Source organism: Burkholderia sp. NRF60-BP8 (assembly GCF_001522585.2).
Taxonomy (GTDB): Bacteria; Pseudomonadota; Gammaproteobacteria; order Burkholderiales; family Burkholderiaceae; genus Burkholderia.
The window spans coordinates 130,946-156,123 of the sequence record NZ_CP013374.1; the positions used below are offsets into that span (position 1 = coordinate 130,946).

Below are 25,178 nucleotides of genomic sequence, written 5' to 3' on the forward strand. Positions count from 1 at the left end.
GCCGGCTGCCGATGCGACGCCGGTGTCGCGTCGCGCGTCGCCGCCAACGGGGAACGAGCATGCTGACCGCCCATGAATTTGCCGCGCTGTTCCTGGTGCACCGCGCGCCGGAACAGATCCAGATCGACCGCGACGACGTCGTCGCGCTCGTCGAACAAGCGCTGATCGTGCTGCAGCGCGACGACGCATCGGGCGCGCGCCGGCCCGCGTTGACGGCCGACGGACTGTCGGTGCTGCGGTGCGTGCAGCGTCACGACGCCGACGAATCCCGAGCGCTCGACGTCGGCGACGCGTGACGCGCCGCGCCGCGCGCGGCGCTCACCGCGCGATCGCGACGGACGCATTGACCTGCACGACCGGCGGCTGGCCTTCGAACGGCGGCGCGTGCAGGAAGCGGTCGATCACGCCGGCCTCGAACAGCAGGCAGTAGGTCGAGCCGCCGAACTGGAAATAGCCGATCTCGTCGCCCTTGTCGACGCGCTGGCCTGGCACCACCTCGATCACGCACGACGACACGTCGCCCATCCCGACGAACACGGCCGCCACGGTGCCGATGCCCGGATCGTCGCTCGCGATCGCGACCACCGCGCGCGCGGCGACCGCCGTCATGTAGCCCTGCGAGTCGTTGAGTCCGGCCGGATCCGGGCCTTCCGCTTCGGCGACCGAGTAATACGTGCCGTCTACCCGATACGCGTGCGTGACGACGCCGCGCACCGGCGCATGCCAGCGATGGTAGTTGTACGCACTGAGATAGGCCTGGTAGACGTCGCCGCCGACGAAGCGCTCGGCGAGCGACAGCCAGGCGGGCGTGAACAGGTCGCGCAGCGAATACGGCTGCGCCTTGATCCAGAACGTGTCGCGCAGCTTGACGTTGGTTTCGGTGTGATAGGGCGCGGCTTCGCACGCGCTGACGATCACGTGCGGATCGTCGGGCGCCGCAACGGGCCGCGCGCCGTCGCGAAAGCGGCGCGTGAAGAAATCGTTCCACGAATCGAAGCCCCAGTGCGGCTGGTCTTCGCGATACTGGAACTGCGACAGTCCCAGACGCTTGCGCGCGGCGTCGCAGAACCAGCCGTCGGGTGCCGACGTGTCGAGATGCGCGCGCGAATGCGGGCCGCCGAGGAAGTCGCACCAGACGTTCAGCACGCGTTTCAACTGCGCATTGACGGCTGCGTCGCGAAACACCGCGTGGCCCGACGGCATGCACATCGGCCAGTCGAAGAACGCGTTCAACGGGCACACGATCAGGCTTTCCTCGCTGAACGGCGGCGTGTAGGTCATCAGATGGTCGAGCACGGTCATCAGCTCGCCGATCGACGCGTAGCCGAGCCGGTATCCCGCTTCCCGCGCTTCGTCGATCGCGCGGCTCAGGCTCATGCGCAGCACGGCGTCGTCGTCGAACAGCCGCGCGAGTGCCTGCACGGCCGGCGTGCGCAGCCGGTCGCCGGCATGCGCGCGCGCTTCGCTCGCGATTTTTTCGCGGAACGCGGCCATGTGCGATTCCTCGGTGGCCATCCATCCGCCGAGGCGGCGGCGTGTGGCGGGCGGCGTGTTGCGATTCGTCGGCATCGTCACCTCCGGAACGGTTGCGGTCGAATCGGGATAGCAAGACGCTTGCCCGATGGGCGGCACCGAAATTGCGGCGTTCGGGCGACCGGTTCCTTCGATGACTCAGGGAGAAAAAATGGCTACGGATTCGAACGCACGACAGACTAACGACGCAGCGACGGACGAACGCCGCCGCAACGGACAGCGGACCGTGACGCCGACGCGCACGCGAGCACGCACGCAGGCGGCGGGGGCGCGCGACGGCGCGCGGCGAGCCGGGCGCGGCAACGACGGCGGGAACGGCCCGGTGACGCCGAGCCGCGGAGAAGACGAGGGGAGGAAGCCGCTGTGGGAGGACGACCGCGGCGAGATGCCGCCGGAAGAGTGGTCGTGAGGGGGCGGCCGTTACTGGCCCGAAGGCCGTTCGGGCCGGTAACGATCGGCAATCGCGACGTTGACCGACTCACCGTCGCGAAATGCCGCGGCGACTGCATCGACGATAGCGGGCCAGATACCGGGTTGTTGCAGAACGGGCATTTCCTTCGCCAGGACGTTGCTGAGTTGTCCATGGTTTTGCTCGATCGAGCGCAGGACTCGATCGGCTTGGTGATCCGGCATTTCGACGAGCACGCAGAAGCGCCTGTCGGTCGGCTCGACTTCTGCGCAAAATCGATTAGAAACGTCCGGTTTGTACACCAATCGATTACGGATGCACAAAAACGATTATCTGCGGCCTGTTTTGCATAAATTTGATTATCTCCAATCTGCGGCCGTGGAAATCGATATCCTACCGCTCAACCGGGGCCTCCGTTTGGTAGGTGCCGACGATCCGACAGGATCGAGCTACCGGGCGCGTGCGTCGCGAAGACGATCCTGATTGGCCGATGCCGCGACGAGCACCGCCACCGGCAACTCGCCCAAACAGCGACCGAGCGCCAGCACGCCATCCGGCACGTCGATCGCGTCCCGCGCATTCAGCCAGTCGACCCACGGCCCTTCCACCCCGCGCGGCAGCACGACCGCCGTATCGCCCCATTCGCGAGGCGCCACACGCGGCAACCCCGGCGCTTCGCCCAGCAACCGGCACGCGAGCCGCGTCGCGACCACCACCACGGTGGCCGCGTCGTCGCATCGCGCGAAGGCCACCGCATGCCGCCCGAGGGGGCCGCGCACGCGCAGCGGAACGTATGCGCCGTCCGCGAACGTCGTCGGCCACCGCGCCCGCAGCGCCAGCATCCGCTCGATCAGCGCGCGCTTCACGCGCGCATCGGCCCACGTCGGCAGATACGACGCGACCGGGCCGTCGACCGGCTGCGCCGCCAGCGTCGCGAACGGCACGTCGCGCCGGTTGTCCGGATCGACGAGCGAGTGATCCCATGATTCGGTGCCTTGATACAGATCGGGCACGCCCGGCGACGCGATCCGCAGCGCGGTTTGCGTCAGGCTGTTGACGACGCCGGCCGGCGCGATCCGCGCGACGAACGCGTGCAGCCGATGCGGAAAATCGCCGGCGCCGCGCGGCGTCAGGATCGCGCGAACGAACGCTTCGCAGCCGTGCTCGTAATCCGGTTCGGGCGCGAGCCAGTCGGTGTATTGCTTCGCTTCGCGCAGCGCCTTCGTCTGCCATTGCACGACGCGCGTCGCGAGCGCGGCGAGCCCGGCCGCATCGTCGGGCGCGAGCGTCGGCGGCCAGCAGCCGACCAGCGTCTGGTACAGCATCGCCTCGGCGGCCGGCCCGGGCGTCCACGCGAGGTCGCGGTGCGCGCCGCCGCGATGCGGCAGGTTCAGCGCCGACCAGTCGAGCGACACCGCGCGCCACGCATCGGGCGCTTCGCTCAGCACCGCGAGCCGCGCACGCGCGTCCTCGCCGCGCTTGTGGTCGTGCGTGGCCGTCGCGACGAGCCCGTGCGGCACGGTGCGCGCGCGGCGCCGGTTGCGCGCATGGAAGGCGCCGCGCGACAGGCTGAAGTCGCCGGCGTCGGCGCCGACCTCGTTGCGCGACAGCAGCCGGCCATAGCGATAGTTGGCCGTATCCTCCACGCCCTTCGCGGCCAGCGGCGCGGTGAGCTGCGCGAACGCGACACGCGCCGCGGCCAGCGCGTCGGGGTTCGCACGCGGCACGCGCACGACCGGCAGGCCGAGCCACGCGGCGACGCGCTCGAGCGCGAACCGGTCGGCCGGATCGACCGCCGCGTACGCACCGTCGTACGCATGCGCGAGCACGCGCCGGTCGGCCTCGGCGAGTTCGTCGCCCGGCGCCGGATACATCCGGTACACGGGCAGCCGCACCGCGAGTTCGCCGAGCACGCGCTGGATCGCGATTCGACTGACGTCGCGCGTCGCCGGCGATGCGCGCGCGATCCCGTGCAGCAAACGCGCGACCCGCGCATGCTCGACGGCGAGCTGGCGCATCAGCACGCGCCGCTTGCCGTCGAGGGCTTCCTGCGCGAACGTGCGCGCGCAACCCGATACGGCCGCCCAGTGCGCGGCCAGCGGTTCGGCGCCCGCCGGGTCGTGCAGCAGCGCGCCGACGTCGTTCATGAAGTCGTAGCCGGTGGTGCCGTCGACGGCCCAGTCGGTGCGCAGCGCCTCGCCGGGCGCGAGGATCTTCTCGACGACGACGTAGGGCCGCGCGTCGCGCTGCGCGGCGAGCCGCGCGTGCAGCCGGCGGCAATACGCGCGGGGATCGGCGAGGCCGTCGACGTGATCGACGCGCACGCCGTCGACGAGCCCGGCTGCATGGAGGCGCAGCGGTAGCGCATGCACGGCGTCGAACACCGCATCGTCGTCGACCCGCACGGCCGCGAGCGTCGCGATGTCGAAGAAGCGCCGCCAGTTCAGCTCGTCGGCGGCCGTGCGCCACCACGCGAGCCGGTAGTGCTGACGTTCGAGCAGCCGGTGCAGGCACGCGCGTGAGCGCGCGCGGCGCGGGTCGGCGCCGCGCAAGATCGCGTCGAACGCGTGCGGGCCGTGCGCGCGCGCATGGTCGCGCAGCGCCGCATGGGCGGCGGCGAGCCGCGCGCTGTCGCGTGCCGGCGCGGCGTCGAAGCGCTCGGCGAGCGCGTTCAGGTCCGCACGGTTCGCGATGCGCAGGATCTCCGCGTAGGTGGCGACGGCGACCGGCAGCCGCCGCCCCGGGCACGCGATGGTGAAGCGGCCCGCGGCCGGATCGACGCGCAGCGTGATGTCGCCGGCCGCGAGCGCGTCGCCGTACGGCGCGCCGAGGCACGGCAGCAGCACCTTGCCGTCGAGCGCCGGGTCGGGCGGATGCCAGTCGATGTCGAAGGTGCGCGCGTACGGGCTCGCCGGTCCCCATTCGAGCACGTCGTTCCACCAGCCGTTCGACGAGCCGCCGACGCCCATGTGGTTCGGCACGATGTCGACGATGACGCCGAGGCCGCGCGCGCGCAGCGCGTCGGCGAGCCGCATGAAGCCGGCTTCGCCGCCGAGTGCCGTGCCGAGCGCGCCGTAGTCGACGGTGTCGTAGCCGTGCAGCGAGCCGGGTTCGGCCGTCGACACCGGCGACAGGTACAGGTGGCTGACGCCGAGCCGCGCGAAGTAGTCGACGTGCGCGGCCGCGTCGTCGAACGTGAAGCCCGCATGCAGCTGCAGTCGCAGCGTCGCGCGCGGGATCATGGGCCGTGCCTCGGCGCGCGGCGCGCGTGCACGATCGCGGCGATGCGCGTGCGCACGTCGGCGTCGAACAGCGCGTCGATCGTGCGCGGCAGCCGCTGCCGCCAGTTCGGATGGCCGCACGGCGGCCCCGGCAGGTTCGGCTGCGCGTCGAGCGCGAGCAGATCCTCGAGCGGCAGCAGCGCGAGCGGCGACGGGCCGCTCGCGACGTATTCGAGGATGGCGGTCACCGGCGGCATGTCGGCCGGCGGCATCGCGGCGCCGGCCGGCACGCACCCGGCCTCCTGCAGCGCGCGCCACAGCGCCGTGCGCTCGCCGGCGCGTTCCGCGTGCGCGGCGAGCAGCTCGGCAGGCGGCGCCGGCGGAGGCGTCGGGTTGCCGGGTCCGGGGCGCGGCACGGTGTCGTGTCCGAACGCCATGCTTTGCACGATCTCGTCCGAATCGTGCGCGCTCGCGTCGTCCGGCGCCGGGGCCGCGACGTCGCGCGGCGGCGTGGCGTCGCGTCGTTTCGCGGCGTCGGCCTCGGCTGCAATACGCCGCCATCCGAGATCGACGCCGCGCCACCAGCCGGCCACGGTCGGCAAATCGTGCGTCGAGGTCGTCGCGATCGCCTCGCGATCCCACGCGGACGGTGGCCGGAACGCGCCATTCGCGTCGCGTTCGAACCACAGCACGCGCATGCCCGCGACACCTTGCGCGCCGAGCCGTTCGCGCAATCCGGCCGGCACGGTGCCGAGATCCTCGCCGATCGCGATCGCGCGATGGCGGGTCGCCTCGAGCGCGACAAGCCGCACCAGATCGTCGAGCGGATAGCGCAGGTACGCGCCGCTGCGCGGCGAGCCGCCGTCCGGCACGATCCACATCCGCGCGAAGCCGAGCACGTGATCGATGCGGATGCCGCCCGCGTGCGCGAACGCGGCGCGCAGCAGCTCGATGAACGGCACGAAGCCGTCCGCGCGCAGCGCCTCGGGCGTCCACGTCGTCACGCCCCACGCCTGGCCGGCCGCATTGAACAGGTCGGGCGGCGCGCCGAGCGACACGCCGCGCAGCAGCGTCGTGCCGTGCGCCCACGCGTCGCTCCCGGCGCGATCCGAGCCGACCGCGAGATCGGCGATCAGCCCGGTCGCCATACCCGCGCCGCGCGCCGCGTGCTGCGCGTCGCCGAGCGCGCGCGACGCGCACCATTGCAGGAACGTGTGGAACGCGATCGTGTCGGCATGCGCGTGCGCGAACGCGTCGACTTCCGCCGATCCCGGCATGCGCCACGGCGCGGGCCACTGCCGCCAGTCCGCGCCGATGCCGTGCTCGATGCAGAACGCCTGCAGCGCATCGAAGCGCGCATGCGCGTCGAGCGCCGCGCCGCCCGCCGCGCGAAAACGCTGGTAGGTGTCGCGCGACGGGTCGTCGCTGGCGCGCCACGCATCGAAGCACGCACGCAGGCGGCGCAGCTTCGTCGGCAGCACGCGGGGCCAGTCGATCAGCACGGTGTCGGCCGTGGCCGCGGATGCGCGAGACGCGGCCTCGGCGCCCGGCACCGCGTCGCAGTCGAGATACGCGACGTTGTGCCAGCGTCGCGACGACGGCGAATACGGGCTGTCGTGCGCGGGGAGCGCCGGATAGCCGGCGTGCGTCGGGCTGATCGCCACCGCCTGCGCGCCGTGGCGCGCCGCCTGCGCGGCCAGCCGCGCGAGCGCCGTGTAGTCGCCCGCGCCGTCGTCGCCGGCGCGGCGCAGGCTGTAGAGCTGCGCCGCGATACCCCAGCGTCTCGCGTCGGGCCGGCGTGCGAACCCGTCGAACGGCTGCGCACGCGGCGGGGCGATCGCCAGCCCGATGCGCTGCTCGCCGACGTCGAGCGCGTGATAGCCGGGCATCGCGAGCGGCGGCAGCGTGCCGTGTTCGCCTGCGTCGCCCACGCGCCCGTCCACGTGCCCGCCGGTTTCGAGCGAGATCCGGAAGCGCGCGCCCGGCGACGCGACGGTCGCGGGCAGCGTCAGCGGCAGGCCGGCGTCGCCGGTCACGACGCGCGGCGGCGACGCGTTCGCGTCGGCGAGCGCCGCCGCGCTGTCGACCCGCTGGATCGCGGTGCCGCACGGCCAGCCGAGCGCGTCGACGAGCGCGACGAGCGCGTCGTCGTCCACGCGCCGCGCGATGCCGCCCGCGTCGGTCCAGTCGGGCTCCAGCCCGGCCGCACGGGCGAGCGCCGCGATCGGGACGTCGGTCGTCATGATGGGCTCCGTCCGTTCGCGCGATGCTGCCGCGCATCCTGGTTGACCGCGCCGTCGCGCCACGCGATGCACGCGCGCGGCGGCAAGTGCCGGCCCGGCAGCCGGTCGCGTGCGCGCGGCGGCGTCTCGAACACGATCTTGCCGACCGGCAGCGCGGGCAGCGCCGCGTCGTGCGAGCCGAGATTCAGCGCGATCGTGAGCGTGCTGCCGTCGCCGAGGCGCCAGCGCGCGACGAGCGCCTGCGGGTCGCCGTCGCCCGCGAGCAGGTCGACGCCGAGCGACTGCGCACCGGGCAGGTGCGGCGTCACGAGCGCCGCGCGCACCGCCAGCGCACTGCGGTAGAACCGCCGCCACGCGGCCGCGTCGGGCCACGACTCGTCGGGCGGATGGTGCGACGACGAACGCACGAACGTCGCGATGTCGTTCGGGTCGGGAATCGCGTCGCGATGCGCGGCGTCCGCGAACGCGGGAAACGCGGCGAATTCGCGGCGCCGGCCGTCGCGCACCGCGTCGGCGAGCGCGCCGCGATAGTCGGTGAAGAACTGGAACGGCTGCGTGCTGCCGTCTTCCTCGCCCATGAACAGCAGCGGAATCGACGGCGCGAGCAGCATCAGCGCGGTCGCCGCGCGCACCGCGTCGTCGTTCGCGAGCGCACGCAGCCGTTCGCCGAACGCACGATTGCCGATCTGGTCGTGGTTCTGCAGGAACGCGACGAACGCGGTCGGCGGCAAATGCGCGCTCGGCTCGCCGCGTGCGGCGCCGTCGTGCAGCGGCGACGGCTCGCCCTGGTACGCGAAGCCTTCGCCGAGCGTGCGCGCGAAATGGCGCAGCGGCGCGTCGGCGTACGCGCGGTAGTAGCCGTCGCGCTCGCCGGTCAGCAGCACGTGCGCGCTGTTGTGGAAGTCGTCGTTCCATTGCGCGTCGAAGCCGCCGGGGCCGAGCAGGCTCGCGGTATTGCGCTCGTTCTCCAGCACGAGATGCACGTGGCGCGCATCGCCCGCGTACGTGCGCACGCGGCGCGCGAGTTCGCGCAGCCACGCGTCGTCGTCGATCGCGTGCGCGGCGTCGATGCGCAACCCGTCGAAACGGTATTCGTCGAGCCAGTACAGCGCGTTGTCGATGAAGAACGCGCTCGTCTGCGGGCGGGAGAAGTCGATCGCCGGCCCCCACGCGGTCTGCCGGTCCGCGCGGAAGAACTCGGGCGCGTAGCGCGGCAGCAGGTTGCCTTCGGGGCCGAAGTGGTTGTACACGACGTCGAGGAACACCTGCAGCCCGAGCCCGTGCGCGGTGTCGACCAGCGATTTCAGCTCTTCGGGCCGCCCGTACGACGCATCGGGCGCGAACGGCAGCACGCCGTCGTAGCCCCAGTTGCGCGCGCCGGGAAACGCATTGACGGGCATCAGCTCGATCGCGCTCACGCCGAGTTCGGCGATCGACGGCAGCCGCCGCTCGACGGCCGCGTAGCCGCCGCATGCGCCGACGTGCAGCTCGTACAGCACCGTCTCGTGCCACGGGCGGCCGCGCCAGCCGTCGTGACGCCAGCGGTACGCGGCCGGATCGACGACCTGGCTCGGGCCCAGCACGTCGTAAGGCTGGAAGCGCGATGCGGGGTCGGCCACCGCGAGCGCGTCGTCGAGCAGGTAGCGATATAGCGTGCCGGGGCCGCACGGCGCGATCGTCTCGAACCAGCCGTCGCCGGCCGGCGTCATCGGAATCGCGCGGCCGCCTTCGTCCTGCAGTTCGACGGCGGCCGTGCGGCTCGCGGGCGCCCACAGCCGGAAGCGCGTGCGCTCGGCATCGACGCAGGTCGCGCCGAACGACGATTCGAATGCATGCGTGCGGGTGGGGCGCGCGGAACGGGTGGTCATGGCGGTCCTCAGGAAGGGTGATCGGGCGGCACGGCCGCGACCGCGATCACGGCCGCGTGCGCGGCGACGTCGAGCCCGGCTTCCGGCCACGAACGCGGGCCGGCGTCGGGTGTGGCGGTATCGAGCAGGATGCGGTACTCGAGCACGGGCGCGGGCGGCATGAACGTGATGGTCGCGGCCGACGCGTTCAGCATCACGAGCAACGCCTCGGTGCGGCCGGTGCGGCCGGTGCCGACGCGCCGCATCGTCAGCGCGCGGCCTTCGCCGTCTTCCCATGCGGGCACGGTGAGCGCATCGCCGCGTTCGTCGAACCAGCCGATCTCGCGCATGCCCGGCGCGCCATCGCGGTCGCCCGACGGATAGCGCGGCGCCGACATCACCGGATACATGCGCCGCAGCGCGGCGAGCCGCGACACGAAGCGCGTCATCTGCACGCCTTCTTCGCTCTGCGCCAGGTCCCAGTCGAGCCACGACAGTTCGTTATCCTGGCAATACGCGTTGTTGTTGCCCTGCTGCGTGCGACAGAATTCGTCGCCGGCGACGAGCATCGGCGTGCCGAGCGCGGTAAACAGCGTCGCGAGCATCGAGCGGGCGACGCGTGCGCGCACGTCGCGGATCGCCGCGTCGTCGGTCGGCCCTTCGGCGCCCCAGTTCGCGCTGCAGTTGTCGTCGCGGCCGTCGCGGTTGTCCTCGCCGTTCGCGTCGTTGTGCTTGCCCGCATACGACACGAGGTCGGCCAGCGTGAAGCCGTCGTGCGCGGTGATGAAATTGACCGACGCCCACGTGCGGCGCCGCCCGTGGTTGAACAGGTCGGCCGAACCCGACAGGCGCGCGGCCAGTTCCGGGCGCTGCCCGGCGTCGCCGCGCCAGAAACGCCGCACGGTGTCGCGAAACCGGTCGTTCCATTCGGCGAAACCGGGCGGATGGCGGCCGAGCTGATAGCCGCCGGGGCCGAGATCCCACGGCTCGGTGATCAGCTTGCGCTGCGCGAGCACCGGGTCCTGCCGCAAGGCGTCGAAAAACCCCGCGCCCGGCTCGAAGCCGTGATCCTCGCGGCCGAGCGTCACGCCGAGATCGAAGCGGAAGCCGTCGATGTTGAATGCGGTCGCCCAGTAGCGCAGCGAGTCCATCACCATCTGCACGACGCGCGGATGCGACAGGTTCAGCGTGTTGCCGCAGCCGGTTTCGTCGACGTGGTAACGCGGATCGTCGGGCCGCAGCCGGTAGTAGCTCGCGTTGTCGAGGCCGCGCCACGACAGCGTCGGGCCGAGCTGATTGCCTTCGCACGTGTGGTTGTAGACGACGTCGAGCACCACTTCGATGCCGGCCGCATGCAACTGGCGGATCGCGATGCGCATTTCGTCGAGCCGCCGGGTCGTGAGATACGTGGGTTCCGGCGCGAAGAACGCGGCCGTGTCGTAGCCCCAGTAGTTGCGCATCCCGCGATGCACGAGCGCGCGCTGTTGCAGGAACGCATGGACCGGCAGCAGCTCGACCGTCGTCACACCGATCGACAGCAGATGATCGACGAACGCCGGATGCGCGAGCGACGCGAACGTGCCGCGCTCCGGCGGGCGCAGCCCCGCGCGGCGCATCGACGCGCCGCGCACGTGGGTCTCGTAGATCACGGTGCTGCGCCACGGCACGTTCGGGCGGCGGTCGGTGCTCCAGTCGAACGCTTCGTCGACGACCACGGCTTTCGGCATCGCGGGCGCCGAATCGCGGCGGTCGATCGACAGGTCCGCCCGGTTCGAATGCACGCGATAGCCGAACAATGCGTCCGACCAGCGGAACTGGCCGACCAGCTTGCGCGCGTACGGATCGAGCAGCAGCTTGGTCGGATTGAAGCGGTGGCCGTGCTGCGGCTGATACGGGCCGTCCGCGCGAAAGCCGTACACGGTGCCCGGATGCGCGTTGGGCAGGTAGCCGTGCCACACCTCGTCGGTGCATTCGGGCAGGTCGAGGCGCGCGAGCTCCTTGCGGCCGGTCGGATCGAACACGCACAGCTGGATGCGCTGCGCATGCGCGGAAAATACCGCGAAGTTGGTCCCGAGGCCGTCCCACGTGGCGCCGAGCGGGTAGCAGCGGCCGGGTTCGAGACGGGCGGGCAGGGCGGTCGGCATGGGGCGGATCTCCGTGTCGAGGGCGCGGTAAATCAAGCAGGTGTCAGCCACAGCGTGGCGAGCGGCGGCAGTCGCAAGGTCGCCGACCACGCCTCGCCGTGGGCGGGCACGGCTTCGGCCCACACGGCGCCGTCGTTGCCGGCGTTGGTGCCGCCGTACGACGCGGCATCGGTGTTCATCAGTTCGCGCCAGTGACCCGGCGCGGGCAGCCCGAGGCGGTATCCGGCGCGCGGCACGGGCGTGAAGTTGCAGACGGCGACGACCAGGTGTCCCGCGTCGTCGCGGCGCGCGAACGCGAACACGCTGTTGTCGCGGTCGTCGCCGATCAGCCAGGAGAACCCGGCCGCATGGCAGTCGAGCGCATGCAGCGCCGGCTCGGCCGCATACGCGCGGTTGAGGTCCCGCACGAGCCGCTGCACGCCGCGATGCGCGGGCGCGTCGAGCAAGTCCCAGTGCGGCGACGCATCGTGCGCGAACTCGGCCCATTGCGCGAATTCGCTGCCCATGAACAGCAGCTTCTTGCCGGGATGCGCCCACATGAAACCGAAATACGCGCGCAGCGTCGCGAGCCGCTGCCATGCGTCGCCGGGCATCTTCGCGACGAGCGAGCCCTTGCCGTGCACGACCTCGTCGTGCGACAGCGGCAGCACGAAGCGCTCGGAGAACGCGTACACGAGCCCGAACGTCATGCGGTCGTGGTGATAGCGACGGTGGATCGGGTCTTCGTGCAGATACGCGAGCGTGTCGTGCATCCAGCCCATGTTCCACTTGAAGTCGAAGCCGAGCCCGCCGTCGCCGGTCGGCGCGGTGACGCCCGGCCACGCGGTCGACTCCTCCGCGACGGTGACGACGCCGGCCGGCGCGGCCGCGCCGTGCAGCGTGTCGTTCAACCGGCGCAGGAACGCGACCGATTCGAGGTTTTCGCGGCCGCCGTATACGTTCGGCACCCATTCGCCTTCCTTGCGCGAATAGTCGCGGTACAGCATCGACGCGACCGCGTCGACGCGGATGCCGTCGACGTGATAGCGGCGCGCCCACGCGAGCGCCGACGCGACGAGGAACGCGCCGACCTCCGTGCGCCCGACGTTGAACACGCAGGTGTTCCAGTCGGGATGCATCCCCTCGCGCGGATCGGCGTGCTCGTACAGCGCGCTGCCGTCGAATTGCGCGAGCCCGTGCGCGTCGTTCGGAAAATGCGCGGGCACCCAGTCGACGAGTACGCCGATGCCGGCCGCATGCGCGCGATCGACGAACCGCGCGAAGCCGTCGACCGATCCGAAGCGCGCGGACGGCGCGAACTGCGCGAGCGGCTGGTAGCCCCACGAGCCGCCGAACGGGTATTCGGCGATCGGCATGAACTCGACGTGCGTGAAGCCCATGCCCTTGACGTACGGAATCAGCCGCTCGGCCAGCTCGTCCCAGGTCGCGCTGCGCTCCATTTCCTCGGGGATGCGCAGCCACGACTCCGGATGGACCTCGTAGATCGACCACGGCACGCGATAGCGGTCGTGGCGCGGCCGCGCCTGCATCCAGCCGTCGTCGTGCCACGCGAACGCGTCGAGCGCCGCGACGTCGGCGACCACCGACGCCGTGCGCGGCGGCGCTTCGGTCGCGCGCGCGCACGGATCGGCCTTGTGCGGCAGCACGCGCCCGTCGGCCGCGCGCAGCTCGTACTTGTAGCGCTCGCCCGCGCCGATGCCCGGCACGAACAGCTCCCACACGCCCGACGGCCGCCGCAGCCGCATCGGATGGCGGCGCCCGTCCCAGCCGTTGAAATCGCCGACCACCGAGACGCGCTGCGCGTTCGGCGCCCACACGGCGAAGCGCACGCCGTCGGTATCGTCGATGCGCACGGGCGTCGCGCCGAGGCACTCGAGCACGGCGGCCGGATCGCCGGCCGAGAAGCGCGCGAGCGCCGCATCGTCGAGCAGCGTGCCGAATGCGTACGCGTCGTCGGTTACCTGGTGTGCACCGGGCCAGTCGATTGCGAGCAGGTAATGGGGCCAGCCGCCGTCGTGCGCGATCGTCCCCGCGAAGCAGCCGGCGCGATCGACGCACGCGAGCGCGCCGAGCTCGGCGCCGTCCGGCGCCAGCGCGCGCACCCGTTCGGCGCCGGGCAGCAGCGCCCGCACGACGATCCGGTCGGCCTGTTCGTGCGGGCCGAGGCACGCGAACGGGTCGGGATGCCGGCCGGCGAGCAGTGCGTCGATGTCGGCGCGTTCGAACAGCGTGTCGGTCATGGGTGTCCTCCGTCGTCGGGCGGCACGCCGTCGTCGAGCAGGCGCTCGACCAGCGCCGCGAGCCCGCCGACCGGCACGCTCAGCCAGTCGGGCCGGTTCGAGGCTTCGTAGCACAGCTCGTACGACGCCTTGTCGATCAGGAACAGCGCGAGCAGGCGGTCCGCGTAGCGCGGGTCGACGAAGCGCGCGGGCGCGAGGTCCGCAGCCGCGCGATAGCACTCGACGAAGCGGTCGGCGGCGGCCTGCCCGAAGCGGTCGAACAGCGCGCGCTTGCGGCCGGCGGCTTGCGGCGGTGCTTTCTCGATCGCGAACTGCGCGGTCGCGCTCACGTACGACAGCGAGCGCAGCAGGCCGGCCACGTCGCGTAGCGGATGCGATTTCGCGCGACGCCGCTCGAGCGGGCGCGCCGGTTCGCCTTCGAAGTCGATCAGCAGCGCGTCGCCCTGCACGTCGAGCACCTGGCCCAGATGAAAATCGCCGTGAATCCGCGTGCATTGCGCATCGAGCGTGCGCGGCACGAGCTCGCCGAGCGCCAGCACGGCCGCGTCGCGCGACGCGAGCAGCGCGTCGGCCGATGCGCGCGTGGCCGCATCGAGCGCGTCGAGCCGCGTGCGCAGCACGTCTAGCGCACGCTCGAACGACGCGATCGCGTCCACGCACCAGCCGTCGACGTGCTCGGGCGTCGCGCGTTCCGGCGCGAACGCGGGATCGTCGGACGGCTGCGCGAGCGCGACGTGCAACTGGCCGAGCCGCGTGCCGACGATGCCCGCGAACGCCGCGTAGCCGAGCAGCGCATCGGGCGCTTCGTCCGTCTCGGCGGCCTCGCCGTCGTCCGCGGCCGGCAGCGCGAGCTCGTCGATCGCGCGCCGCAGGAAATCGAACGAACGCGTCCATGCGTCGCCCTGGTTGTCGACGTAGCGCTGCAGGATCGCGACCGTGTGCGGCGAACCGTCCGGATCGACGTGCACGACTTCGCCGGCCAGCGTCGCGGTGTTCGCATAGCCGATGCGCGTCAGGTGCCGGCTCATTTCCGCTTCCGGATGAACGCCGTGCGCGACCTTGCGCACGAGCTTCAGCACGATCGCGTCGCCGATCACGAGCGAGCTGTTGCTCTGCTCGGCCGCGAGCCAGCGCACCTCCGCGTCGTCGCCCGGGTCCAGGCCGGCGAGCGCGTCTTCCGGAAGAAAGTCGAGCCGGCCGCCGTCGGCCGTCGGCACCGTCGCGCCGTCGCGCAGCTTGCGCAGCATCCCGCGCGCGAACGCCGGCAGCGCGAACGCGTCGGTCAGGTAGCCGACCGTGTGGCCGCGCCGCACGCGCGCCAGGGCCAGTTGCGCGAACAGCGGATGAGACGTCTCCCCGCCCCACGCGGTCGCGAGCGGCACCACGTAGCGTTCGACGCCGCCGTCGCTGGCGGACACCCACGCCTCCGCATACTGGAACGGCTCGTCCGCCACCGGCGTGACGACGTTCAGCCACGCGTCGCCGATCGCGCGATCCTTCGACGCGAACCAGCGCCGCCGCGCGAGCCACGACGCGAGCGCGTCGTGCGCGAGCGCATGCAGTTGCGAGACGTCCGGCCGCGTATCGCCGCGCCGCATCACGAGCGTCACGTATTCGGGCAGCGGCTCCGCATGCGGCTGCCGCCACGACGGCTCGCGGCCGTGCTCGGCGAGCACGAACCACAGGAATCCGTACGGCGGGAAGGTGAGCAGATACGGGAGCTGGCCGATCGGCGGAAACGGCGAATCGGACGTCATCTCGATCGGCACGCGGCCCGCGAATTCGGACAGATCGAGTTCGACCGCTTGCGACGCGCGCGACAGGTTCGCGACGCACAGCACCGGCTCGTGACCGTCCAGCTCGCGCAGGTACGCGAGCACCTTGCGGTTCTCCGGACGCAGGAAGCGGATCGTGCCGCGCCCGAACGCCTGCGACGCGCGGCGCGTCGCGAGGATGCGGCGCGTCCAGTTCAGCAGCGAATGCGGATCGCGCGTCTGCGCCTCGACGTTGACCGCGTCGTAGCCGTACAGCGAGCCCATCACCGGCGGCAGCACGAGCAGTTCCGGGTCGGCGCGCGAGAAGCCGCCGTTGCGATCCGACGACCACTGCATCGGCGTGCGCACGCCGTCGCGGTCGCCGAGGTGGATGTTGTCGCCCATCCCGAGCTCGTCGCCGTAGTAGATGACCGGCGTGCCGGGCATCGACAGCAGCAGCGAATTGATCAGCTCGATGCGGCGCCGGTCGCGCTCCATCAGCGGGGCGAGCCGGCGCCGGATGCCGAGATTCAGCCGGGCGCGCCGGTCGCTCGCATAGGCCTGCCACAGCAGGTCGCGTTCCGAATCGGTGACCATCTCGAGCGTCAGCTCGTCGTGGTTGCGCAGGAACACGGCCCACTGGTTGCTCGGCGCGAGCGCCGGCGTCTGCCGCATGATGTCGAGGATCGGGAAGCGATCCTCGCTCGCGATCGACATGTAGATGCGCGGCATCAGCGGGAAGTGGAACGCCATGTGGCATTCGTCCTCGTTGCCGAAGTATTCCTGCACGTCCTCCGGCCACTGGTTCGCCTCGGCGAGCAGCATCCGGTTCGGATATTCGGCGTCGATCGTCGCGCGGATCCGCTTCAGGATCGCATGCGTCTCCGGCAGGTTCTCGTTGTTCGTGCCTTCGCGCTCGACCAGGTACGGCACCGCATCGAGCCGCAGTCCGTCGATGCCGAGGTCGAGCCAGAAGCGCATCACCTGGATCACTTCGCGCACGACGGCCGGGTTGTCGAAGTTCAGGTCCGGCTGGTGCGAATAGAAGCGGTGCCAGTAGTACTGGCCGGCCACCGGGTCGTGGGTCCAGTTCGACGTTTCGGTATCCAGAAAGATGATCCGCGTGCCCGCGTATTTCGTGTCGGTGTCGGACCACACGTAATAGTCGCGATGCGTGGAGCCCGGCTTCGCGCGGCGCGCGCGCTGGAACCACGGGTGCTGGTCCGACGTGTGGTTGATCACGAGCTCGGCGATCACGCGGATGCCGCGCGCATGCGCTTCGCGAATGAAGCGCCGCACGTCGGCCAGCGTGCCGTAGTCGGGATGCACGTCGCGGTAGTCGGCGATGTCGTAGCCGTCGTCGCGGCGCGGCGACGGATAGAACGGCAGCAGCCAGATCGTGTCGACGCCGAGTTCGGCGATGTAGTCGAGCTTCGCGATCAGGCCGGGGAAATCGCCGATGCCGTCGTTGTTCGAGTCGTAGAACGACTTCACGTGCACCTGGTAGATGATCGCGTCCTTGTACCACAGCGGATCGTCCGCACAGAGCGCGGGTTCGCGGCGGCGCGCGCGGCGCCGGCGCGGCGTGCCGGCCGGCGCGAGCGACGGGAACTGCGCGCGCCGTACGTCGTCGAGGGAATCTTCGCGTTTCATCATCCGTGGGCTCCCGAGGAGGGTCGGGCGTCGTCCGGTGCGGGCGCCGCCGCCCGCGCGGCGCCCGGAGACGGCGCGAGCCGCCAGATTGCGTACGGCCGCACGTGCGGATCGAGCGACACGTACTGGCGATGGCCGCGCCAGGTTTCCGCGTGCGCGGCGTCCTGTTCGAGCGCATCGAGCGGTTCGCCGTCGGCCAGCCCGAGGCCGCGCCACAGCGCCGCATCGAGCGTGAAGTTCGCGGCCTGCGGATGCCACGGGTCGAGGCTGATCGCGACGGCCACCACGCTGTCGAACGCGGGCGTCGCCTTCGTGAAGACGAGCACCGAATCGTTGTCGGCCTCGACGAACGTGAGTCCGAGATGCGTCTGCAGCGCCGGATGATCGCGCCGCGCGCGGTTCAGCCGCGCGATTTCCGTGCCGATGTGCGCGGCCTTGCTCCAGTCGCGCGCGCGCAGCTCGTATTTCTCGGCATCCGCGTATTCCTCGCTGTCCGGCAGCGGCGCCGATTCGCCGAGCTCGAAGCCCGAGTACAGGCCCCACGAGCCGGCCAGCGTCGCCGCGAGCGCCGCGCGGATCACGAACTGCGAGCGCGGCGCGTTCTGCAGGTGGCGCGGGTTGATGTCGGGCGTGTTGACGAAGAAGTTCGGTCGGAAGAATTCGCGCGCGGGGCCGGCCGTCAGCTCGGTCAGATAGTCGATGAAGTCGCGCTTCGACTCGCGCCACGTGAAGTACGTGTACGACTGCGAGAAGCCGACCTTGGCGAGCCGGTACATCATCCCCGGCCGCGTAAACGCCTCGGACAGGAACACGACATCCGGATGCCGGCCGCGCACGTCGGCGATCATCCACGCCCAGAACGGCAGCGGCTTCGTGTGCGGATTGTCGACGCGGAAGATCCGCACACCCGCGTCGACCCAGAACAGCACCGCGTCGCGCAGCGCGAGCCACAGGTCGGGCAGCGCGTCCGGCGCGTAGAAATCGGGGTTCACGATGTCCTGGTAGCGCTTCGGCGGATTCTCCGCGAAGCGCAGCGAGCCGTCGGGCCGCCATGCGAACCAGCCCGGATGCGCGGCGAGCCATGGATGATCGGGCGAGCACTGGATCGCGAAATCGAGCGCGATCTCGAGCCCGTGCACGCGCGCGGCGTCGACCAGCGCGCGGAACGATTCGAGCGTGCCGAGTTGCGGATGCACGGCCGTGTGCCCGCCGTCGGGGGAGCCGATCGCGTACGGGCTGCCGACGTCGTCGGGGCCGGCGGTGAGGCTGTTGTTGCGGCCCTTGCGGGCGGACGTGCCGATCGGGTGGATCGGCGGGAAATACAGCACGTCGAAACCCATGTCGCGGATGCGCGGCAGATGGGCGATCACGTCGTCGAACGTACCGTGCCGGTGCGGATCGTCGCTCGCCGAGCGCGGGAACATCTCGTACCAGCTCGAGAAGCGCGCCTTGCGGCGTTCGACGTCGACCGGGTAGGTCGTCGCGTCGTGCGTGACGAACGGGCGGTAGCGCAGCGCCGCGAACGCGTCGGCGAGCGCGGGCGCGCCGATCAGCGCGAGGCGGTCGTCGGGCGACGCGTCCTTGAGCTCGGCGGCGAGCCGTTCCATCTGCGCGACCGCGCGCGGATCGGCCGGCTCGGCGAGCTTCAGCGCGGTCGCGAGCAGCAGTTGCGCTTCGCGCACTTCCAGCGTCACGTCCTGGCCGGCCGCGCGCTTCTTCGCGATGTCGGTGACCAGCGACGCCCAGTCGTCGCGCCACGCGAGCACGCGAAATTCATGGCGACCGAGCCGGTCGAGCATGACGCGCGCATGCCAACGGTCGTTCGGCTCGGCTTCGAACGGAACTTCGCGCCAGACGTCGTCGTCGGCGGCGCGCCACTGGAGCACGGCCGCCAGATGCGCGTGCCCGTCCGTGAAGATCGACGCACGAACGACGAGCGGCTCGCCGATCACGCGCTTGATCGCGAAGCGGCCGTCGTCGACCGACGGCTCGACGCGCTCGATCGCGATCCGGTCGGCCGCGAGCGCCGCCGACAGCACGGTGCGCTCGCGCGCGGCGTCGGGGCGCGCGGCGACGGGCGGCGCCTGCCACGCGTGCAGCAGCGCATACGCGCCGGGCGCGAGCGTGAACGGCTCGAGCGCGGCCGGCGGATGCGTGTGCGCGCCGTCGTGCGTGGCGACGCGCGTGAAACCGCCCGGCACGCCGGGCAGGATCGTCGCCGGATCGACCGTGGCCGGAGCGTCGAGATCGGGATTCAACGCGATCAGCAACGCCGTGTCGTCGTGTTCGAGCAACGGGCCGGTGCCGCGCAGCAGCGCGGTCGCATGCGCGCCCGGCGCGCTCAGTTGCACGATCTCGCCGCGGGTCGCCACGACGGGCGTGGCGCGGCGCCACGCATTCGCATCGGCGACGGTGCCCGACAGGTCGAAACGGGCGTGCTCGAACGCGGCGCGGTAGCGTTCGGCATCCGCGTCGCGGGCCATCAGCGGCACCGTCACACCGCGCTCGAAGCCCATCGGCACGAGCCAGCCGGTGCCGACGGCGGCGGCCGTCCACAGCGCGCGGCGATACGCGCGGGCGACGGTGTCGTCGGGTGCGTCGGGCCAGTCGTCGGCGAGACGCGGGCCGTCCGGCGCATCGGGAAACGCGATCGGCGCGCCGATGCGCCGCAGCAGCCGGTGTTCGTCCGCGAACCACGGCGCGCGCAGGTCCCACCAGCGCACCGAGGAGAACACCGCGTCGAAGCCGGCGGTTTCGAGCTGCGCGAGCGCGTCGCGCGCATGGCCGGGCACGCCGGCGAGCACGGCGACGTCCGGGCGCGCACGGCGCAGCGCCGCGCGCCAGCCGGGCCACCAGTCGGCCGGCAGATGATGGGGCGCGTCGATCAGGAAGCCGGCCGCGCCCGCGTCGGCGAACGTCGCGAGATGCGCGCACCACCATGCCGAGAGCGCGTCGCGCGCCGCTGCGTCGCCGGCGTTCGCCTGCGCGATATCCAGTGCGTGCGCGGTGCCGCGCGGGTCGATCAGCGCGTCGTCGTGCGTGTGCTCGACGTACCAGTCGGGATGGTCGGCGCGCAGCGGGTTCTCGCGTGCGATGCGATCCGGCACGACTTCGAGCAGCAGGCGCAGCCCGTGGCCCTTCGCCAGTTGCGCGAGCCGCGAGAAGGTTTCGAGTGCGCTCGCGCGCGTCGCGAACGACTGCGCCGGCCGCCGGAAATCGGCCACGTGGCGCGGAAAGCCGGCGACGCTCGCGGCCCAGAACGCACCGACGAGCACATGATCGAAGCCCATGCCGGCGATATGCGCGAAGGTGGGCGGCCACGCGTCGAGCGGCCCCACGAGGCGGGCGTCGCAGAAGTAGAGGTGCGGAGCGAACGGCGGTGTGGAGTCCATGGCGTGGCGCGGGCGAGTGGCGGCGAGCGGTAAAGCCGGTGCGTCGCAACGCGCGTGCCTGCTGCGCGACCGCCGGCCGGGCAGGCGTTGGCGGGAATGCGGATTGAAGGGGACTGTCGTTTTTACATGACCGCCGACTCGCGCCTGCACTCACATGCGCGGAATCGACCGAATATCCGAACTGTCGCCGGCCGCCGGGTCGTCGTCCGAAGTTGGAATCGGCACCCCCGGGTCATACCGCACCACCGCGCCATGTTCGATCCGGTGCGGGAACGGCGGCGGCTCGTCCACGTCGTCGCCGAAGCGTGCGCGCACGAACGCACGCAGCAGCGCTTCGCGGGCCGTGCGGCCGCGGGCGCCGCAGGTCGATGGGCCGTCGACGAAGGTCGCGTCGCATTCGACGGTATCGCCGTGGCCGGCGATCCGAAGGTCGATCACGCGATCGAGCACCGTGCCCGCATCGGCCCACGACGCCGATGGCGCGAACGGCGCGTCGAGGTGCCGGAGCGCGTCGCACGCGGCCGTCACGACGACGGTGGGCGAGACGGCCGTGAAGCGCAGCGTGTCTTCGTCATCCGCGCACAACGCGCGGGCGCACCAGTAATCGAGATTCTTTCCGTCGAGTGCGTCGGTTCGCATGAGCGGGCTCCGTCGGATCGAAAAAAATGCTCATCGCGCAAGCGCCGTGCCCGTCGCGGGCGTCGCGCGCATCCGCGCCACCAGCGGGTAGTGATCGGACGCGTGCCGCGCCCGCGCGCTGCGATGCACGACCACGTCCACCAGCAGTTCGCCCGGATGGATCCAGATCCGGTCCAGCGAGAACACCGGCCACACGGTCGGGAACGTGCGCGGCGCCGGCGCGCGCCGGAACCGCGTGACGAGCGCCTGCAGCGCGCGGCCGCGCACGAACCATTCGTTGATGTCGCCGAGCAGAATCACCGGCATCGCGCCCGTGTCGAACGCCGCGAGCAGCCGCTGCACCTGCGCGCTGCGCTCGCTGGCCGACAGCCCGAGATGGGTCGCGACCACGCGGATCGGGCCGGCGCTGCAATCGATGTCGGCGTCGAGCGCGCCGCGCGGCTCGCGCGGGTGGAACGACAGGTCGAGCGTGCGCGCCGCGCGGATCGGACAGCGCGACAGCACCGCGTTGCCGTAGCGGCGCTCCGGCGTGTCGATCGTCGGGCCGGCCACCGCGTGCATGCCGGTCGCGTCGCGCAGGTGCGCGAGCACGTCCGGCGCACGCGTGCCGCCGAGCGGCACTTCCTGCAGCGCGATCACGTCCGCGTCGAGCTCGTCGATCACCGCCGCGATTCGGTCGGCCGCGCGCGCGTGCCACACGCCGTAGCCGCCGCGGATGTTGTAGGTCGCGATCCGCAGGTCGCGTCCGCCCGGCGCGGCGACGGGCGCCGCGTCGGCGGCGACGACGTGCGGCGGCGGGGCCGCGTGTGTGCTCAGCGCCATCGTCGCAGCACCCTCACGAGCAGGATCGACACGCCCACCAGCGCGAGGCCGATCGCCGCCAGCCACGCGAACGCGCCGGGCCGCGGATGGCTGAGCGCGGCGGTCAACTGGTGCGCGAACGTGACGGTCAGCACGATGCCGGGCAGCATCCCGAGCGCGGTGCCGATCAGGAAGTCGCGCAGCCCGATGTGCGACGCGCCGGCGACGAGGTTCACGACGGTGAACGGTGCGATCGGCAGCAGCCGCAGCACGGCCATCGCGACCACGCCGCGCCGGCCGATGTGCTCGCTCAGCCGGTTCGCACGCGGGCCGGCGAGCCGGCGCACCGCGTCGCGTCCGAGCCAGCGACCGAGCGCGTAGGTCGCCGCGGCGGCCGCCATCGAGCCGACCCCCGCATACGCGAAGCCCGGCCACGCGCCGAACACGAGCCCCGTCGCGGCGATCAGCAGCGTGATCGGCACCGCGCAGGCCGCCGCGACCACGTAGGCCGCGAGCAGCAGCGCCGGCGCGGCCGGCAGCCGCGCGATGCCGGCCACCGCGCGCGACAGCGACGCGACGTTCAGGTACGCGCCCAGCGGCGTGAAGCGCCACGCGAGCGCCAGCGCGGCGATGGCGAGCACGATCGCCCCCAGCACGAAAAAGCGCGCGGTGAGCGAGCGATGCTGCTCGTGCGGCACGAATTCGCGGACGAACCGGTCCGGCTCGATCGGTTGCTCGGGGTCGAGCCGTGCGCTGACCGGCACGAGCGCCTCGAATTGCGGCGACACGGCCGGGTCGAGCGTGCGCAGCGTGCGGCCCGGCTTTGCGCGCAGCCGGTCGAGCACGACGTTCGGCCGTTCCCCGCACGCGAACGCGTCGGCCACCGCATCGGGCGTCGTGCCGAGATGCTCGGCCAGCAGCCGCTCGCGCATGCGCGCGATCGCGCCGCGAACGCGGGCGTCGCCGGCCGCGACGAGCGCGATGCAGCATTCGGTATCGAGCAGCATCGAGCGGTTGTTCAGGTTCGCGCTGCCGATCACGATGCATTCGTCGTCGACGATCGCGACCTTGCTGTGCACGTTCACGCACGCGTCGCCGAGCCCGTCGACGTGCGGATACAGCAGCCGGTAGCGGTCGAAGCGGTCGGCCGACGCGAGCGTCGCGTGCAGCCGCGCGCGCAGCACGCCCATCGTCGCTTCCTGCAGCCAGCCGCTCTGCACGCGCGGCGCGACGACCGTCACGTCCGGCCCGTGCGCGTCGGCGAGGCGCACGGACAACGTTTCGCGCACGACCGCCGCGGTGAAGTACTGGTTTTCGACATACAGGTGCCGCTGGGCAGCGCGGATCGCGTCCTCGACGAGCGCGCGCACCTGCCGCACCGGCTCGCGGCCGCCGTGGCGCGGCGCCGTATACGCGATGCCGAGCCGCACGTCGCGCACGTCGACGCGCGCATCGGGCGGCCACGGATCGTCGTCGTCCGCCCGGTCGAGATGGCGCCGCGCGCGGATCGCGATCGGGCGCCCGCATGCCTGCAGCCAGCGATCCCGCGCCTGTTCGCCGATCGCGGCGGCGGCATCGCCGTCGAACATCGCGTGCACGTCGTGGAACGGCCCGTACGGCATGCCGTGCTCGTCGCGGCGGCGCGGGTCGTCGGCCGCATGCGCGGGCGTGTCCCAGCGGGCGCGCGTCAGGTCGAGGCCGCCGACGAACGCGAGCCGGTCGTCGATCACGACCAGCTTCTGGTGATGCGACGCGCCGCGCGGGTGCGCATCGTCGAGCCGGAACCGGATGCCGCGATGCGCGCGCCAGCCGGCCCGATACACGGGCGGCCAGTCGCGCTCCAGCGCGTAGATCATCGCGAAGTCCCACGCGAGCACGTAGATGCGCAGGTTGTGGCGGGCGGATGCGAGCGCGTGCAGAAAGGCCGCGAGCGTGTCGGGCAACGTGTCGTCGGCGCCGCCCGGCGCGAGCCGCATCCGGCTGTCCACATCCCAGCCGACGATGAACACCGTATGGCGTGCGCGCAGCAGCGCCGCGCGCAGCGTCGAGAAGTACGCGTCGCCGTCGACCAGCATCGCAAAGCGGTCCGCGCCGCGGATCGCGTCGCAGTTGCGCCCGCGCTCGAGCAGGCCGTGCTGCGGCGGGCCGTCCGCCGGCGCGGCGTCGAGCCGACCATCGTCGGCGCGGGCGATGCGCTCCGGCACGATCATCGGGCGCCGACGTCCCGGTCGCCGTCGAGCCACTGCAACAGCGCATCGCAGCGTGCACGCAGCGCCTGCAGTTCCGGCGAATCCGCGTCGAGCCGCACGCGCTCGCCGCTGTGCGGATCGCCGTGCGCGACCGCGATCTCGTAGATCTCCTGCGCGATCGTCGCCGACGCGTGCGCGATCCTGATCCGGTCCAGCCAGTCGCATTCGGCGTGGCGACACGCGAGCCACGCGCGCAACGCGCCGACCAGTTGGCCGGTCGTGAGCCAGGCCCCGCTGCGCATGCGCGCGGCCAGTTGGCTCGTCACGAGATAGGAGAGCAGGTCGGTCTGGGTCACGCGAAACTCCTTGACGAGGTGTCGGGTCGACAGGTCCGTACGCACGCGATGTTTTGCAGCGTCTCGCAGATCGCCGCGAATTCCGGCCCGCTCGTGCGCGAGAACGAGACGGAGATGTCGTCGGTATCCGGATCGTCGTCCGACTGCTGGACGATGAACCGTTTCACGCGCACGCGGCCGGGGCCGAGCGCTTCGTGCAGCGTGCCGAGCGTCAGCCCGCCGCGCTCGGCCACGAGCAGCAGCGTGCGCTGCTGGCGCTGCGCGATGAAGCGGCGCTCGAGCGGCTTCACGCCCGCGAGGATCGCGAGCACGATCGCGGTTGCGCCGATCGACGCAACCACCATGCCGCCGCCCGCGGCGAGCCCGACGCCGGCCACCGCCCACAGGCTCGCGGCCGTCGTCAGCCCGCGCACCATTTCGCCGCGCAGCAGGATCGAGCCCGCGCCCAGAAAGCCGATGCCGGACACCACCTGCGCGGCGACCCGCGACGGATCGAGCACGACGCCGTTTTGCCCGCGCACGTCCTCGAAGCCGAACGTCGACACCAGCATCACGAGCGCGGCGCCCACGCACACGAGCATGTGCGTGCGCAGCCCGGCGGCCCAGTTCAGGCGCTCGCGTTCGAGCCCGATCACGCTGCCGAGCAGCGCGGCCAGCAGCAGGCGTCCGAGTAATTCGAGGTGGCCGATCATGATGTGCATTCCTTCCGGCCCTGCGCGAGGCGGGCCCGTTGCGCTTCGATGCAGAAAAGGGACGC

Annotated in this window: 16 protein-coding genes; 2 read left to right on the top strand and 14 right to left on the bottom strand. The window is 71.9% G+C overall.

The genetic code is table 11. The features are described 5' to 3' along the window. Positions 1 to 59 precede the first annotated feature (59 nt). Positions 60 to 296, top strand: coding sequence for a hypothetical protein (locus tag WS54_RS30270; RefSeq protein ID WP_034209238.1), 237 nt, complete (start codon positions 60 to 62; stop codon positions 294 to 296). A gap of 22 nt (positions 297 to 318) precedes the next feature. Here WS54_RS30270 and WS54_RS30275 read toward each other — a convergent pair whose 3' ends face one another. After that, complete coding sequence (locus WS54_RS30275) at positions 319 to 1,569, bottom strand: phosphatidylserine decarboxylase family protein (protein WP_059780010.1); 1,251 nt, start codon at positions 1,567 to 1,569, stop codon at positions 319 to 321. A gap of 52 nt (positions 1,570 to 1,621) precedes the next feature. Between WS54_RS30275 and WS54_RS30280 the strand changes: the two genes are divergently transcribed. Continuing rightward, entirely contained in the window at positions 1,622 to 1,942 is a 321-nt protein-coding gene (locus WS54_RS30280; RefSeq protein WP_236872839.1) for a hypothetical protein, read from the top strand. An 11-nt stretch (positions 1,943 to 1,953) separates the two neighbouring features. Here WS54_RS30280 and WS54_RS30285 read toward each other — a convergent pair whose 3' ends face one another. The 13 genes from WS54_RS30285 to WS54_RS30345 all read right to left on the bottom strand — a co-directional run bounded on the left by WS54_RS30285 (position 1,954) and on the right by WS54_RS30345 (position 25,113). Beyond that, the gene (locus WS54_RS30285; protein WP_236872840.1) at positions 1,954 to 2,244 is read right to left on the bottom strand and encodes a hypothetical protein; all 291 of its coding nucleotides are present in this window, start codon (positions 2,242 to 2,244) and stop codon (positions 1,954 to 1,956) included. Between the two features lie 147 nt (positions 2,245 to 2,391). Then, the gene (gene treY, locus WS54_RS30290) at positions 2,392 to 5,184 is read right to left on the bottom strand and encodes a malto-oligosyltrehalose synthase (protein ID WP_059779966.1); all 2,793 of its coding nucleotides are present in this window, start codon (positions 5,182 to 5,184) and stop codon (positions 2,392 to 2,394) included. Next, the gene (gene malQ / locus WS54_RS30295; protein WP_059779965.1) at positions 5,181 to 7,406 is read right to left on the bottom strand and encodes a 4-alpha-glucanotransferase; all 2,226 of its coding nucleotides are present in this window, start codon (positions 7,404 to 7,406) and stop codon (positions 5,181 to 5,183) included. The genes treY and malQ overlap by 4 nt, the downstream gene beginning before the upstream one ends. Continuing rightward, on the bottom strand, positions 7,403 to 9,274 hold the full coding sequence (treZ, locus tag WS54_RS30300; RefSeq protein ID WP_059779964.1) for a malto-oligosyltrehalose trehalohydrolase: 1,872 nt from the start codon (positions 9,272 to 9,274) through the stop codon (positions 7,403 to 7,405). The genes malQ and treZ overlap by 4 nt, the downstream gene beginning before the upstream one ends. A gap of 8 nt (positions 9,275 to 9,282) precedes the next feature. Continuing rightward, positions 9,283 to 11,397 carry a glycogen debranching protein GlgX gene (gene glgX / locus WS54_RS30305; protein WP_059779963.1) on the bottom strand — a complete coding sequence of 705 codons (2,115 nt, stop codon included), beginning with the start codon at positions 11,395 to 11,397 and terminating at the stop codon, positions 9,283 to 9,285. 32 nt (positions 11,398 to 11,429) lie between these two features. Continuing rightward, positions 11,430 to 13,637 carry a 1,4-alpha-glucan branching protein GlgB gene (gene glgB, locus WS54_RS30310; protein WP_059779962.1) on the bottom strand — a complete coding sequence of 736 codons (2,208 nt, stop codon included), beginning with the start codon at positions 13,635 to 13,637 and terminating at the stop codon, positions 11,430 to 11,432. Beyond that, complete coding sequence (gene treS, locus WS54_RS30315; RefSeq protein WP_059780009.1) at positions 13,634 to 17,044, bottom strand: maltose alpha-D-glucosyltransferase; 3,411 nt, start codon at positions 17,042 to 17,044, stop codon at positions 13,634 to 13,636. The genes glgB and treS overlap by 4 nt, the downstream gene beginning before the upstream one ends. Further along, positions 17,044 to 20,436, bottom strand: coding sequence for a maltotransferase domain-containing protein (locus WS54_RS30320; RefSeq protein WP_059779961.1), 3,393 nt, complete (start codon positions 20,434 to 20,436; stop codon positions 17,044 to 17,046). The genes treS and WS54_RS30320 overlap by 1 nt, the downstream gene beginning before the upstream one ends. 150 nt (positions 20,437 to 20,586) lie before the next feature. Further along, entirely contained in the window at positions 20,587 to 21,075 is a 489-nt protein-coding gene (locus WS54_RS30325; RefSeq protein WP_059779960.1) for a phage protein NinX family protein, read from the bottom strand. A 30-nt stretch (positions 21,076 to 21,105) separates the two neighbouring features. Beyond that, positions 21,106 to 21,897, bottom strand: coding sequence for an endonuclease/exonuclease/phosphatase family protein (locus tag WS54_RS30330; RefSeq protein WP_034209226.1), 792 nt, complete (start codon positions 21,895 to 21,897; stop codon positions 21,106 to 21,108). Beyond that, the gene (locus WS54_RS30335; protein WP_059779959.1) at positions 21,888 to 24,086 is read right to left on the bottom strand and encodes a VTT domain-containing protein; all 2,199 of its coding nucleotides are present in this window, start codon (positions 24,084 to 24,086) and stop codon (positions 21,888 to 21,890) included. Before WS54_RS30335 ends, WS54_RS30330 begins: the two co-directional genes overlap by 10 nt. After that, complete coding sequence (locus WS54_RS30340) at positions 24,083 to 24,421, bottom strand: hypothetical protein (RefSeq protein ID WP_059779958.1); 339 nt, start codon at positions 24,419 to 24,421, stop codon at positions 24,083 to 24,085. The genes WS54_RS30335 and WS54_RS30340 overlap by 4 nt, the downstream gene beginning before the upstream one ends. Then, complete coding sequence (locus WS54_RS30345; protein WP_059780008.1) at positions 24,418 to 25,113, bottom strand: MgtC/SapB family protein; 696 nt, start codon at positions 25,111 to 25,113, stop codon at positions 24,418 to 24,420. The genes WS54_RS30340 and WS54_RS30345 overlap by 4 nt, the downstream gene beginning before the upstream one ends. Between the last annotated feature and the right edge of the window lie 65 nt (positions 25,114 to 25,178).